The organism is Streptomyces sp. AM 2-1-1 (assembly GCF_029167645.1).
Classification (GTDB): domain Bacteria; phylum Actinomycetota; class Actinomycetes; order Streptomycetales; family Streptomycetaceae; genus Streptomyces.
The window spans coordinates 438,230-451,937 of the sequence record NZ_CP119147.1; the positions used below are offsets into that span (position 1 = coordinate 438,230).

Sequence of the window (13,708 nt, forward strand, 5' to 3'; positions counted from 1 at the left end):
CGCTGCCGGGGACCCAGCAGCTTTCGAAACCGCCCACCCGACGCGGACCGAGGAGGGACGCCATGCCGAACGCGCGACAGCCCGAACGAGGTCGCGGTGACAAGGGCGTGGGAAGCCGCCGGACCATGCCCGGCACGATACGGAAAACCCGGACACGCGCCCCCGGTCCGGCCATGCGCACGGTACCGGCCGGGACGGTACCGGGGGCAGGGACCCGGGCGGAGGCGCGCCGTCGGGCCGATGCCCCGGACCACCGTGGGGTCCTGCCCGGCGCTGCGCCGGGCCGGACTCCGTCGATCGGCCGCCGACGTCCCGAGGCTCCCGTCGGCAAGGCGGGGGCGGGGTCCGCACCCGTCCGTTCCCGGAGGCGAGAGGGCTTGTCCTGTGCGGCTACGCGTGGCTGACCCTCACGGGCCGGGGCTCCGGCGGCAGCGCTGGGGGCGGGGGTTCCGTTATCTCGGCCCGGACGGCGAACCGCTCACCGATGCGTCACGGCTGGAGAGGCTGCGCGCCTTGGCCGTCCCGCCGGCGTGGTCCGACGTCTGGATCTGTCCTTGGCCCAACGGCCACCTCCAGGCGGTTGGTACCGACGCGGCCGGCCGCCGCCAGTACCTCTACCACGAGCAGTTCCGGGCCGAGCAGGAGCGGGCCAAGCACGAGCACGTGAGGGAGTTCGCCGCCGCTCTGCCCCGGTTGCGCGAACGGACCTCAGCCGGCCTCGCCGACCGGGGGCTGTCGCGTAGGCGGGTCGTCTCCTGCGGGGTACGCCTGCTCGACCTCGGTTTCTTCCGTGTCGGGACGCGCGCGTACGCCCGGGAGAACCAGACCTACGGCCTGACCACCATGCTCCGGGAGCATGCGGTGTGCCGCCGGGGCGTGGTCTCCTTCTCCTACCCCGCCAAGTCCTCGGTGTGGCAGGTCCGGACGCTGGTGGACCCTCCTGCCTACGACACCGTACGAGCACTGTTGCGCAGGCGCGGCGGGGGTGACCAGCTCTTCGAGTACTGGGAGGGCCGCCGCTGGCACGCCCTGACCAGCAGCGAACTCAACGCGTGCCTGCGGGACTTCGCAGGGACGGACGTCTCCGCGAAGGATTTCCGCACCTGGCACGCCACCGTGCTGGCGGCAGTCGGTCTTGCCGTGTCGTCCCCGGCGGGCCGCCTGTCGCCGACGGCCCGCAAGAGGGCCGTCACCCGGGTCGTCCGGGAGGTCAGTCACTATCTGGGCAACACCCCCGCGGTGTGCCGCGCCTCCTACATCGACCCCAGGGTCGTCGAGCTCTTCGAGGAGGGCCGGACGATCGCCGGCGACCTGAGCCGGCTCGGTGACGGGGCGGCGTTCGGCCGGCCCGCGACGCAGGGGCCCGTGGAGGAGGCCGTACGCCGTCTGCTGGACCAGGGGTGACCGACGGGCTCCGACCTGGTCCACGGGGACGGCCCGACACCCGCCGCAGGCGGTCTTCCTCCCCCGAGTACGTGCTGCAGACCGAGTGCGGCAGAACGGACCACCGACGAGGCCCCGAGCAACGTGATGGAGGCGTGGGCATCCCGAGACGCACGCGGGGACAGTCGCCCGTGACCGGCACGAGCGTCCCCGAAGCCGGTCGCACCGGCCCGCTGCGCCGCGACTTCAAGGCGGCGGAGACTCCGCGCTGATCATCACCGGTGAGGGCGGCCGGCGCTGCACACGCCGCCCGTCCCGGCGCGCGACGGCGGCACCGGTGCACCTGCGCGCTCACACCACTCCCGCGAGGACCGCCGCCGGGCGTGGACCAGCGAGCCCCCGGCCCACGCCCGCACCGGCGCGGTCGTCGGCCTCCTCGTCGAACGTGCACCGGGACCTGAAGGTCCGGCGTGAGCGCGCCGTGATCCGGCTTCGACGGCGGCGCCGGGGTACCCCCTGAACGTCTCCAGCAACCGCCGTTAACCTCGGGCTTTCACGGGCGGGCCGGCGCGGACCTTGATCAGATAGGCGGAGAGTACCGCTGAGCTGCGGCGATGGGACTTGCCAGGAGGGCTGTCGGCTGAGAGGAAGCAAGCACTCTCCAGGTGAACGAGCGCATCGTGCCGTGGCCGCTTGCCCGAGCTCTTGTCGGCGGTGCCGCAGGGTCGCGTAGGCGCCCGCAAAATGGCTGGTCACGGGAGTGGTCTGTGCAGGACTCTGTGGGTATGCCTCGACGTCTCATGTTCGTGCAGTTGAAGACTGGTTACACCACCGACCGCGGACCCTCGTGGATCGGGTGGGTGGACTTCTCGAAGACCTGGAGTACTGCGTACTTCCGCGGGAGGACACTGCGCCGGGCAGGGGGGATGTTCGATGCGAACTTCTACGACGTGCAGACCGACGAGGAGTTCTGGGTCTCCGGGCCGAAGCGGGACCGCACGGACACCCGCTACGGCCCCTCCGACCCTGAAATCGATCCGGAAGCCGTCGACACCTATCGCGCCTTCCTGGAGGGCGCATCTCTGCCGGGCCGGGAAAACGGCTGACCTCGCGCCCTTGCGAGCGGGGTGTCCGGGTCTTGATCAAATAAGCGGAAAGTGCTCCTGACCTGCAACGATGGGACTTGTCTAGGGTCCTGTCAGCTGCACGGAAAGAAGCACTCTCCAGGTGAAGAAGCGTGTCGGGTCATACCCGCGGATCCGCATCGAGGGCGGCGGCCGGGCGGTGGTCTCGCAGGCCGGGAGCGTGCTGCTGGTCGAGACCGTCCGCAAAGCGGGCCTGGACACCGCGATATCGGCGGCGTTGGCGCCGTGGCGGAAGGCGAGGGCCGTCCATGATCCCGGGAAGGTCCTGCTGGACGTGGCGTTGGCGGTCGCGTCGGGCGGGGACTGCCTGGCGGATGTCGGCCTGCTGCGGGCGGAGCCGGCTGCGTTCGGGCCGGTGGCCTCGGACCCGACGGTCTCCCGTCTCGTCGACACTCTCACCGCCTCCGGTGAGAAGGCTCTGGCGGCGATCCGTGCTGCTCGGGCCGAAGCCCGCGCTCGTGTCTGGAAGTTGGCCGGCGCCGGGGCACCCGATGCCGGCGGGACGGACCGTGGACCTCGACGGGGTGCTGGTTCTCGCGCACTCCGACAAGGAGGACGCCGCACCCACCTGGAAGCGGACCTACGGCCACCACCCGCTGATGGGGTTCGTCGACCACGGACCGGGCGGCACCGGCGAACCGGTCGCGGCCCTGCTCAGACCGGGCAACGCGGGATCGAACACCGCCGCCGACCACATCACCGCCGCCCGACTGGCCCTGGCCCAGCTGCCGAAGTCCTACCGGCGCGGGCGCCGGACCCTGATCCGCACCGACTCAGCCGGCGGCACCCACACCTTCGTCGCCTGGCTCGCAAAGCCGGGCCGGTGGCTGTCCTACTCCGTCGGCATGACCGTCACCGAGCAGATCCACAGCCACGTCCTGAAGGTCCCGGCCTCGGCCTGGACGCCGGCCGTCGAGACCGGCGGCCAAGTCCGCGATGGCGCCTGGGTTGCCGAACTCGCCGGCGACGTCCTTCACGGCTGGCCCAAGGGCATGCGGCTCATCGTCCGCAAGGAACGCCCGCACCCGGGCGCCCAGTTGAGGATCACCGACGCCGACGGCATGCGGCTGACGTGCTTCGCCACCAACACCGTCGGCCTCCCGATCTCCGAGCTCGAGCTCCGTCACCGACTGCGGGCCCGGGCCGAGGACCGCATCCGGGCCGCCCGCGCCACCGGCCTGCGCAACCTGCCCCTGCACACCACCGCGCAGAACCGGATCTGGCTGGAAATCGTGCAACCCGCCCTCGACCTACTGGCCTGGATGCCGATGCTCGCCCTGACCGGCCAGGCCCGCCTCTGGGAACCCCGCCGCCTACGGCTCCGCCTGTTCACCACGGCCGGACAACTCGTCACCACCAGCCGCCGCCGAATCCTCCGCCTCGCCCGCCACTGGCCCTGGACCGGCGTGATCACCGACGCACTCGAACGGCTCGCACTCCTGCGGAACCCCGGCTGACCAGCAACTTTGCCGCCCCTACGACAGCAACTCGAAACCGGAGCAGTGGAACCCGGCGTCACCCCGAGACGACACTCGGGCCCCCGGCGTGCCCACTCTCAGCCCACCACACGAAAACGGCCCACCAACTTCGTCGGCGGACCGTCATGAAACTTCGAGGCTAGTCGATCCGAATCCCACGGCGCCTAATGACAAACGTGTCGGCCTCAGCAGCCGCCTGTCAGGAGGTGACGGGCTCATCTTCCTCAGGGGCGCCGAGGAATCCGCCGCACGCCTGGACCGTGCCGTCGACGATCGCGACGGTGTATGGCCCAACGAGCGTCTCCGCTGGCCTTTCGCTGTGGGGCTGGGGCAGATCTGAGTTCTGTGACTGCTTGGGCCAGTTGAAGGACCATGTCGTCCGTCCCTTGGGCACCCTGACCTGGGTGTCGGGCCTTGACCCCTGATCTTGGACACACGAGACACTGGATCCTGGGGATCTGAGAACGGACATCTCGTGGTCATGAAGAACTATCCGCCGGAGTTCAAGGCGGACGCGGTCGCGCTGTACGAGTCGCGGCCCGGAGCGACGATCAGGTCGGTCGCCGCTGATCTGGGGGTCAATCCGGAGACGCTGCGGAACTGGGTGAGGGCAGCCGGGGCAAGCCGGCCCCGGGGGCGTCGGGTGGAGACGCCGACCGAACCGTCCACCCCGCTGGAGGCGGAGAACGCCGCTCTGCGGAAGAAGGTCCGCGAGTTGGAGGAGGAACGCGAGATCCTGCGCAAAGCGGCCAAGTATTTCGCCGGGGAGACGCGCTGGTGAACCGTTTCCAGTGTGTCGCCGACCTCCAGCGCCGTCACGGCGTGAAGCGGCTCTGCCGCATCCTCAGCGTCAGAAAGTGTTGGGTAACTGGTTGATCACTAGGGCCTGTCCGGCGGATCATGTGACCTTCTGACCGGTCGCTCGTTGGTTCGGGCATGGGTCGGGGGGATCTGACGAACCGCGAGTGGTCGTTACTGGAGCCGCATCTGCCACCTCTGGGTGGCCGGGGTGGCCGGTGGAGCGACCACCGCATCGTGGTGAACGGGATCCTGTTCCGGATCCGGACCGGTGTCCCGTGGCGTGACCTGCCGGAACGCTATGGTTCGTGGAAAACCGTCTATGAACGGCATCGCCGCTGGTCGGCGGACGGTACCTGGGACCGGATCCTGCAAGCCGTCCAGGCCGACGCCGACCTGGCAGGGCGGATCGACTGGTCGATGGTCGGCGTCGACTCGACGTCCTGCCGGGCCCATCAGCACGCGGCCGGCGCACGCAAAGCCCGTCCGCGGATCCCGAAAAAAGGACGACGCCCCGGCACCACCGCCCCGACGAGGGACTCGGACGGTCCCGGGGCGGCCTGACCAGCAAGATCCACCTCGCCGGCGAAGGCGGCTGCCGTCCCATGGCCCTCCTGCTCACGCCGGGCCAGTGGGGCGACGCCCCGCAGATGGTCGAGGTCTTGGACCTGATCCGGGTTCCCCGGCCGCTGGGCGGACGGCCCCGGACCCGGCCGGACCACGTCAGCGGCGACAAGGCGTACAGCTCCCGCCGAAATCGCCGCTACCTGCGAAGACGCCACATCCGGCACACGATCCCCGAGCCGAAGGACCAGCGGGCCAACCGCCGCCGCAAAGGCAAAGAAGGCGGCAGACCAACGGGCTTCGAACGTGACCACTACCGGCGCCGCAACGAGGTCGAGCGGACCATCAACCGGCTCAAGAACTCCCGCGCAGTAGCGACCCGTTACGACAAACGGGCCTACGTCTTCCACGGCACCGTCACCGCCGCAGCGATCCGACTCTGGCTCCGCCAGTGATCCGCCGGACAGGCCCTAGTGGTCGAGGTCGTCGGTGAGGCGTCGGGCCGCTTCGGCTTCGATGGGGCCGTGGGGTTCGATGGTCTCGCCGGCGAGGCGGGCGGCCATGAGCCGGATCATCGCAACCTTGATCATCGCTTCGGCGTGCGCCGTCTTGCGCTCGTAGTCGCGGGCCAACCGTCTGCACCGTCCCAACCAGGAGAATGTTCGTTCCACCACCCACCTGCGGGGCAGCACCTGGAAGCCTTTCACGTCCGCGTTGCGTGGGACGGCGACGATCTCCACGTTCTCGTTGTCCGCCGCCCAGCGGATCAGTCCGGAGTCGACGCGGTTGACGTAGCCGCCATCGACCCAGACCAGGCCGACCCGCGGAAACAGATCCCGGATGCCGGTGAGGACCAGTTTCGCTCCGGCCCGGTCCTGGACCGAAGCGGAGTGCACCACGGCGCGCAGTACGAGGCCGCAGGTGTCCACCAGCAGATGGCGCTTGCGCCCCCGCACCCGTTTCCCGCGTCGTAGCCGATGCTCTCGCCTCCCTGATGAGACTTCGCCGACTGAGTCCAGCACTGCGGCCGACGGCTCGGGATCACGACCGTCGGCCACCCGGACGCGGTCCCTCCACGCGTCACGCACCCGGTCCCAGGTCCCGTCGGCCGCCCATGACCTGAACCACCGGTAGGCGACGTCCCACGGGGCAAGATCATGCGGAACCAGCCGCCAGGCACACCCGGTGCCCAGCACGTACAGCACCGTGTCCAGGACCAGCCGACGCGAGAACATCAGCGGACGGCCACCGCGCCGCAGGTCACGCAGGGGCAAAAGCGGCTCGATCACCGCCCACTGAGCATCCGTCAACGACGTCTCGTAGCACGGCTTACAGAAACAGACGCACATGTAGATGATCTTCGCTGGCGCCCGACCCGCGAAGATCACCACCCGCTGGCAACAGAACGCAAGCGATCAGTTACCCAACACTTTCTCAGCCGCTCGAGCTTCTACTACTGGCAACGGACAGCAGCCGACCGGGCCGCCCGGCAGGCAGCTGACGCGAGGCTGGCCACCCGGATACACGCCGTGCACCAGGAGTCGGACGGCACCTACGGAGCCCCGAGGATCACCGCCGAGCTCCGCGAGGCGAGCGGAGAGGCGCTCAACCACAAGCGCGTCGCCCGGATCATGCGGGCGTTCGGGATCGAAGGGGTCCGCCTGCGCCGCCGGCACCGCACCACCGTCCCCGACCCCGCCGCGGCCAAGGCACCGGACCTGATCGGCCGCGACTTCGCCGCCCGGATCCCGAACACGAAGTACGTCGGCGACATCACCTCCCTGCCCATCGAGGGTGGGAAGTTCTGCTACCTGGCGACCGTCATCGACCTCGCATCGCGGCGTCTGGCCGGCTGGGCGATCGCCGACCACATGCGCACCGGTCTCGTCACCGACGCCCTGGCCGCGGCCGTCCGCACCCGCGGCAGCCTCGCCGGGTCGATCATGCACACCGACCACGGAGCCCAGTACACGAGCCGGGCCTTCACCGAAGCCTGCAGGTCAGCAGGGGTCCGGCGGAGCATGAGCGCGGTCGGGTCCAGCGCGGACAACACGCTCGCCGAGTCCTTCAACGCGACCTTCAAACGCGAGACCCTGCAAGGACGGAAGAGCTGGCTCACCGAGCGGGAGGCCCGACTCGACGCCTTCCGATGGCTCAACCGCTACAACACCCGCCGCCGGCACTCCCGCCTCGGCCAACGATCACCGATCGCCTTCGAGAGCGCCCTCCACCACACACCAACTACGCTGGCATCAGCCGCATAACCCGTGTCCAGGATTCGGGGTCAAGGCCCTTCCTGTTCGTGGGCAGACTCCAGTCGCATGCGGGCATAGCACCCCCCGGCACAGAGCCTCACCGACTGCAGCCGCAACGACATCACCCAGCTCATAGACGCCATCCCGCCGTTCACCCGGGTGACTGTAAGGAAATCCTGCGAGCGCCTGAAGGTAAAGACAGCAAACGTCCAACATGCCGTCGCCATCGTCCGGGTATCACGTCCGTGCCGGTCCGGGAAGGAGCTTTCTGTCTTGGAGCAGATCTCCAGAGCGCCTCAGCACCTGGTCGGCTGAAGTACCGCAGGTTGCCCAGCACAGGATGCCGGTCGCCTCCAGGGGGACGGGCCGAAGAGCCTGGCACAGCCGGGTCACGAGTGTCTCGGCAGCCGTTTTGTCCAGGTCAGGGACGAGGGTGACGAACTCGTCGCCGCGGACCCGTGCCAGAGGCACGGGCTCCCCGTACGCCCGGTTGCGGTCGAGCTCGCTCTGAAGCTGATCGGCGATTTTCACGAGCGCGGCGTCTCCGGCGGCCCGGCCGTGGCGCTCGTTATACGTCTTGAACCCGTCGATGCCGAGGCGTATCACGACGAGCGTGGAGTCCGCGCCGATCGGCAGTCTCCGGTGGCGGTGGAGGCGGTACGGTTCGACCGCGTACGGATCGTCGGCCCCCGTAGAGGAATTCGGCGTGTCGCACAAGGTGCTCGCCAGGCGGAGCCGTAGCTCCGACTCCGTGAGAAGGCCGGTGAGTTCGTCGAGACTCGCCCTCCGTTCCAACTCGCCCTCGCGCCTCTTGCGCGTCTCGATGTCTCCTACATTGGTGAGGAAGAATTGGGGACCGTCGGCGGTATCGGCGACGACGGAGTTGGAGATCGAGACCCAGACGTACGAGCCGTCGCGGCGGGCGAGTCTCACCTCCGCGCTGCCGCCGTCGGCGGAGGTCCGGAGGAGGTCGTCGATGTCCTCAGGGTGGACGAGGTCGCTGAAGGAGTAGCGGCGGAGCGTGGACTGGGGCTGGCCGAGCAGGCGACACAGGGCGTCGTTGACGCGTAGGAGCCGTCCGTGGGTGTCGCCGCCCATCTCGGTGATGGCCATGCCAGATGGCGCGTACTCGAAGGCCTGACGGAACGACTCCTCGCTGGCGCGCAGGGTCGTATGCTCACGCTCGAGCCGCACCAGCGCGCGCTGCATGTTGGCCCGAAGACGCGCCATGCTGATGGCGATGGCGGAGTGGAAGGAGTACGTGCGCAGCGCCTCACGGGCTTGGGCGCGTGGACGACGGCCGTCCTTCGGGCGGTCAACGGAGATTACGCCGATTAGCTCGCCGTTCGGCAAGTACATCGGTGCGAAGAGTCGGTCGTTGGGGTGCCAGCCGTCTTCGTGCTCGGGCGCGGGTCCGTCGGTGTGCCACTGCGGTACGTCGTCGTCGTCAAGCACCCAACCCTCCGTGTGCGGGATGAAACGCAGCCCCGACCAATCCTCACCCATCTCTAGCCGACGTTCCCAGGAGGCTCGGGAACCGACTCGACCGGTGGTGAGTGCCTCGGCTGCGGGGTTGCCCGCCAGGGCGGCGACCACGAGGTCGCCATCGGGGCCCACAAGATTCACACAGGCCAGCTCGTAGCCGAAGCCGGAGACTGCGCCGTCGGCGATGGCCTGGAGCGTGTCGGCCAAGCTACGGGCCGTGTAGATCTCGGCCACGGCCTGGTCAGTCCGCAGGGGCTCCGGCGTCTGGGGCGGGCCGGTGACTAGTGTCGGCTCAGACGGCAGGGTGTATGCGGCGTTGCGGATGAAGGGAACCTGCCCGAGCTGGTTACGGCACAGCCGCTGTGGCTCGGGACGTTCGCGGGTTACCAGTCGCGTGCGGAGCCGGGTGAAGAGCGTGTCGAGGTCCAGGTACTCAGGCCCGCCCGGCACGCCCTCCTGCATCAGCGTGACCAGCTCACCGGTGAAGGCAGTGAGCGGCTCGCCCGGCGGCGAGAGCGCCACGGCCGTCTCGGCGGAAGCGGCGAGAAGGTAGGTACCGTCTACCTCCAGGGCAGCGGCGGCCGACTGGGCACCGAAGGCCCGTGCGCTGTAGCAGCAATCTAGGACGACTATCCGGCGCATGGCCCGGCTTTTCTCAACCGGCCAGCGAATCCACTCGTAGGGAGTGGCGGTGTCGTGGACCGACTTCGGGTCGCTCGTCTCGGTGGCGAGGTGAAGCTTTCCGGTACGGGGATCGAGCAGGCCGTGCCCCGCGTAGTAGACGAGCAGGGTCTCGGTGGCCGCGTCGACCGCCTCCTGGACGGCCCGCGACACGTCACGGGGGATGGAAGGGTTCGCAACTACCGTGACGTGACCGGGCGGCAGCTTCCACAGGTTCGTGAACAGATCGCGAAGGAGGGCCAGATTGCCCACTACGGCCGGCAGGCCGTCGAGGGAGGTGAAATCACTCGCCCCGATTAGCAGAACCCGGGTCCCGTCCGGGTCGGGCAACGAGGTCACGCGGCCGGATCCTCGCTTCCCTCTCCGCCGCTGAGGAGTGAGCGCATCAGCTTCTCCGCTTCCTCCTGACTGGGTCCACTGATCTCAACGCGAGTGCCGTCGGGCCGCTGCACGACAAGCGAGGGCGACGGCGTGCGGGTGGACCGCCAGGAGGCTATGGCGGCGGCTAGCGAGGCAGCGCTGAGGCCGCTGCTGAGAACTAGGGAGAGAACGTCGATCCCGTCGCCCTGCTGACCGGGCACTGGTCTAAGCGAACTTCCCAGCTCGCTTCGAACGTGGCGTCGCACCGCCCGATCGTCCTCCAACCAGGATCTGAGTGAACGCAATTCCGCCTCGACAAAGGACGAATCGCCCGTTGCACACACGGTGATGAGAGTCATACGGTCAGCCTACTAACTGCTTCCGGTGAAGTTTGCCCTTCTCGCCCTTGCGTTCGAGGGCGCTGGTGGAGAGGCGTTCGGGTGAGTGCCGGCCCTGTTCCGGTCAACCCACGAAAGCGGGTGGCACGGCTGCAGCGACGCCTGCGTCTCGTGCCGCCATGGCCCTTGAGCCGTAGGTCCACAGGGCAGTGACGTGAACGGCTAGCGGTCGTGACGATCCGAGCGGTGGCGGAGAAAGCCGAAGCCGGCGACGACGGGGCTCCCGCCTGCAGGCTTGCCGCTCAGAAGCTGTTGTCTTTCAGAGAACGGCAGGGACGTTTCCGCCAGATCAGGCGTAGGTCTGGCGCTTCGGCGGCAGGGACGAGGTGTGGTGTCGTCTCTTCGGTGGAGGTGTCGGGATGCCGTCGGTGATGGGGTTTGCTGGAGGAGCGTGAGCGCGCGCTCCTCGGCAGCGGGTGGAGGCTCTCCAGGACCAGCTGCGGGAGGCCGAGGCGGTCTGGGAGCGGGGCGTGATCGCCCGTGAGACAGTGGGCGAGGTTCTGGCAGAGCCTCGCGGAGAAGGGGACGTTCTGCCGGTCGTGGTGACAGGCGAACAGTCGGTGGAGGTAACGGCAGCCGGACGGTCGGCCGACGGCATCGCAGACCAGATGAATCTTGCTGGTCAGCCCCCGTTATCTAGCTTTAACGGCGGCTGCTACCCGCGAAACGCTTCCAGCAGCCTCAGCCACACCTCGCTGATGGTGGGGTAGGCGGGGACGGCGTGCCACAGGCGGTCGATCGGCACTTCGCCCGCCACGGCGACCGTGGCGGAGTGCAGGAGCTCGCCGACGCCGGGGCCGACGAAGGTGACGCCGAGGACGATCTCCCGGTCCAGGTCGACGATCATGCGGGCGTGCCCCCGGTAGCCGGAGGCGTAGAGGCCGGCGCCGGCGACCCCGCCGAGGTCGTAGTCGACCGCGCGCACCCGCAGACCGGCGTGTTCGGCTTCCGCGAGGGTGAGTCCGACGGAGGCGGCCTCCGGGTCGGTGAAGACCACCTGGGGGACGGCGGCGTGGTCGGCGGTGGCGGCGTGGGCGCCCCAGGGGTCGGTCTCCAGCGAGGGTTCACCGTGCGCGCGGGCGGCGATGGCGGCACCGGCGATCCGGGCCTGGTACTTGCCCTGGTGAGTGAGGAGGGCGCGGTGGTTGACGTCCCCGACGGCGTAGAGCCAGGTACTGCCGTCCACCCGGCAGCTGTCGTCCACGCTCAGCCAGCCGCCGGGCTCGCGGTCCACCGTCTCCAGGCCGAGGTCGTCGGTGCGGGGGGCGCGGCCGGTGGCGAAGAGGATCTCGTCGGCCTCGATCGGGTCGCCGTCGTCGAGTTCGACGGTGACCGGTCCGTCGGGGGCGCTCCGGTTCAGGGCGGTGACCGAGACTCCGTACCGGATGTCGGCACCGGCCTCGGTGAGGGCCTCGGCGACCAGTTCGCCGGCGAAGGGTTCCATCTTCGGCAGCAGACCGCCACCCCGGACGAGCAGCGTCACCCGGGCTCCCAGGCCCTGCCAGGCGGTGGCCATCTCCACGCCGACGACTCCGCCGCCGACGACGACGAGCCGGCCGGGCACGCTCTTCGCGCTGGTCGCTTCGCGGCTGGTCCAGGGGCGGGCCCCGGCGACACCGGGCAGGTCGGGTACGACGGCGCGGCTGCCGGTGCAGACGGCGACGGCGTGCCGCGCGGTCAGGTGGCGGACCGTTCCGTCCGGGGCGGTGACGGAGACCTGCTTCTCGCCGGTCAACCGCCCCGTTCCCCGGAAGACGTCCGCGCCGACGCTCTCCAGCCACGCCACCTGCCCGTCGTCCTTCCAGTGGGAGGTGAATCCGTCCCGATGGGCGAGGACGGCGGCGGCGTCGAGAGGGCCCTTCACCGCGGCTTCGAGTCCCGGCACCCTGCGGGCCTCGGCCCGGGCGACGACGGGGCGCAGCAGGGCCTTGCTGGGCATGCAGGCCCAGTACGAGCACTCGCCGCCGACGAGTTCGGATTCCACGACCGCCGCGCTCAGCCCCGCGGCCCTGACCCGGTCGGCGACGTTCTCGCCGACCGGGCCCGCTCCGATGACCACGACGTCGTACTCGGCACTGCTGGCAGCTTCAGTCATGGGACCAGTCTGTCGGGGCGTGTGCCGGACGGCCACAGGGGCAGGCGGAATAGTGCACGGATGGTCACGGTTGTGGCGGACAGATCCCGAACCGGCACAGGAAGAGGTAGCGGACAATGAGCACCGTAGAGCTCACCAAGGACAACTTCGACCAGGTCGTGAGCGACAACGAATTCGTCCTGATCGACTTCTGGGCCTCCTGGTGCGGTCCCTGCCGCCAGTTCGCCCCGGTCTACGACTCCGCGTCGGAGCGCCACCCCGATCTGGTCTTCGCCAAGGTCGACACCGAGGCGCAGCAGGAGCTGGCCGCTGCCTTCGAGATCCGTTCGATCCCCACGCTGATGATCGTCCGCGACAACGTGGCCGTGTTCGCGCAGCCGGGTGCGCTGCCGGAGGCCGCGCTGGAGGACATCATCGGGCAGGCGAGGAACCTCGACATGGACGAGGTGCGGGCGTCGGTGGAGGAGCAGAAGAAGCAGGCACAGGGCCAGGCGCAGGGTCAGGGCCCGGCACCGGCGTAACCCGTCGCTGTCCCGCCTTCTCCCAAGCGGTGCGGGGCCCCGTCCGGAGTGCAGCGGTGTGCTCCGGACGGGGCCTCGCGCGCGTCGGTACGGGCGGGAGACCGAGGCCCGGCATACGGACGGGTCACCGCTCTCCCAGGACTCAGCCGTCCCGCCCGTCCCGCGCATCCTCCGCCGGGCCGGTGCCGGGCGCGGGGGTGGGGGCGGCGACCCGTACCGAGAGGCCGTAGTCGAGTTCGGCGCCGTCGATCAGGAGCGCCTCGACCGTCCGTGTGGACGGGTCGATGTCCGCCTCGATGCCGTCTCCGGCGTAACGGGGGTAGCCGGACGCGCCGGTGGCGCCGGTGGCGTGCACGACCCCTGACCGGATGGCGCTGCCGGGCCGCGGCGGGGCGTCCCTCTCGTCCTCCCCCGTCCTCACCGGTCCCGGCTTGTCGGCGCCGGACGCGTCGGCGAACTCGGGTACCAGCAGGATCTCGTAGCTCTGCGGATGGCTCATGGGCCGACGCTAAGGGCTGTCCGGCGGTCGCCGGTGGACCGGCGCG

9 protein-coding genes and 4 pseudogenes are annotated in these 13,708 nt (G+C 69.7%); 8 read left to right on the top strand and 5 right to left on the bottom strand.

The window, feature by feature from the left end; genetic code table 11:
- Positions 1 to 384 precede the first annotated feature (384 nt).
- The 6 genes and pseudogenes from PZB77_RS01810 to PZB77_RS01835 all read left to right on the top strand — a co-directional run bounded on the left by PZB77_RS01810 (position 385) and on the right by PZB77_RS01835 (position 5,823).
- Positions 385 to 1,404: a DNA topoisomerase IB gene (locus PZB77_RS01810; RefSeq protein WP_275490741.1), complete on the top strand. Its 1,020-nt coding sequence runs from the start codon at positions 385 to 387 to the stop codon at positions 1,402 to 1,404.
- A gap of 247 nt (positions 1,405 to 1,651) precedes the next feature.
- Positions 1,652 to 1,839 (top strand): annotated as a pseudogene (locus PZB77_RS01815) (IS5/IS1182 family transposase); the annotation flags it as partial.
- Positions 1,840 to 2,243: 404 nt separating this feature from the next.
- The gene (locus PZB77_RS01820) at positions 2,244 to 2,489 is read left to right on the top strand and encodes a hypothetical protein (protein ID WP_257134871.1); all 246 of its coding nucleotides are present in this window, start codon (positions 2,244 to 2,246) and stop codon (positions 2,487 to 2,489) included.
- 121 nt (positions 2,490 to 2,610) lie between these two features.
- Positions 2,611 to 3,985 (top strand): annotated as a pseudogene (locus tag PZB77_RS01825) (IS1380 family transposase).
- A 502-nt stretch (positions 3,986 to 4,487) separates the two neighbouring features.
- Positions 4,488 to 4,787, top strand: a complete 300-nt coding sequence (locus tag PZB77_RS01830; RefSeq protein ID WP_275490742.1) for a transposase — start codon at positions 4,488 to 4,490, stop codon at positions 4,785 to 4,787.
- A 155-nt stretch (positions 4,788 to 4,942) separates the two neighbouring features.
- A protein-coding gene (locus tag PZB77_RS01835) for an IS5 family transposase (RefSeq protein WP_275490743.1) occupies positions 4,943 to 5,823 on the top strand; the annotation gives its coding sequence in 2 pieces (ribosomal slippage) (positions 4,943 to 5,303 and positions 5,303 to 5,823; 882 coding nt in all).
- Between the two features lie 15 nt (positions 5,824 to 5,838).
- Here PZB77_RS01835 and PZB77_RS01840 read toward each other — a convergent pair.
- Complete coding sequence (locus PZB77_RS01840) at positions 5,839 to 6,759, bottom strand: IS5 family transposase (protein ID WP_275490744.1); 921 nt, start codon at positions 6,757 to 6,759, stop codon at positions 5,839 to 5,841.
- A 42-nt stretch (positions 6,760 to 6,801) separates the two neighbouring features.
- Between PZB77_RS01840 and PZB77_RS01845 the strand changes: the two are divergent.
- Positions 6,802 to 7,632, top strand: a pseudogene (locus PZB77_RS01845) (IS3 family transposase); the annotation flags it as partial.
- A gap of 228 nt (positions 7,633 to 7,860) precedes the next feature.
- On the opposite strand, the gene PZB77_RS01850 reads toward PZB77_RS01845, so the two are convergent.
- From PZB77_RS01850 to PZB77_RS01860, 3 genes and pseudogenes are all read right to left on the bottom strand, one after another.
- On the bottom strand, positions 7,861 to 9,360 hold the full coding sequence (locus tag PZB77_RS01850) for a sensor domain-containing diguanylate cyclase (protein ID WP_275495880.1): 1,500 nt from the start codon (positions 9,358 to 9,360) through the stop codon (positions 7,861 to 7,863).
- A gap of 102 nt (positions 9,361 to 9,462) precedes the next feature.
- A pseudogene (locus PZB77_RS01855) lies at positions 9,463 to 10,128 on the bottom strand (caspase family protein); the annotation flags it as partial.
- 1,074 nt (positions 10,129 to 11,202) lie between these two features.
- Positions 11,203 to 12,642, bottom strand: coding sequence for an NAD(P)/FAD-dependent oxidoreductase (locus PZB77_RS01860; protein ID WP_275490745.1), 1,440 nt, complete (start codon positions 12,640 to 12,642; stop codon positions 11,203 to 11,205).
- Between the two features lie 116 nt (positions 12,643 to 12,758).
- Here PZB77_RS01860 and trxA point away from each other — a divergent pair, with 116 nt between their 5' ends.
- Entirely contained in the window at positions 12,759 to 13,163 is a 405-nt protein-coding gene (gene trxA, locus PZB77_RS01865) for a thioredoxin (RefSeq protein ID WP_275490746.1), read from the top strand.
- 142 nt (positions 13,164 to 13,305) lie between these two features.
- Here the strand turns inward: trxA and PZB77_RS01870 are convergent, their stop codons facing one another.
- Entirely contained in the window at positions 13,306 to 13,662 is a 357-nt protein-coding gene (locus tag PZB77_RS01870; protein WP_275490747.1) for a hypothetical protein, read from the bottom strand.
- Positions 13,663 to 13,708: the final 46 nt, after the last annotated feature.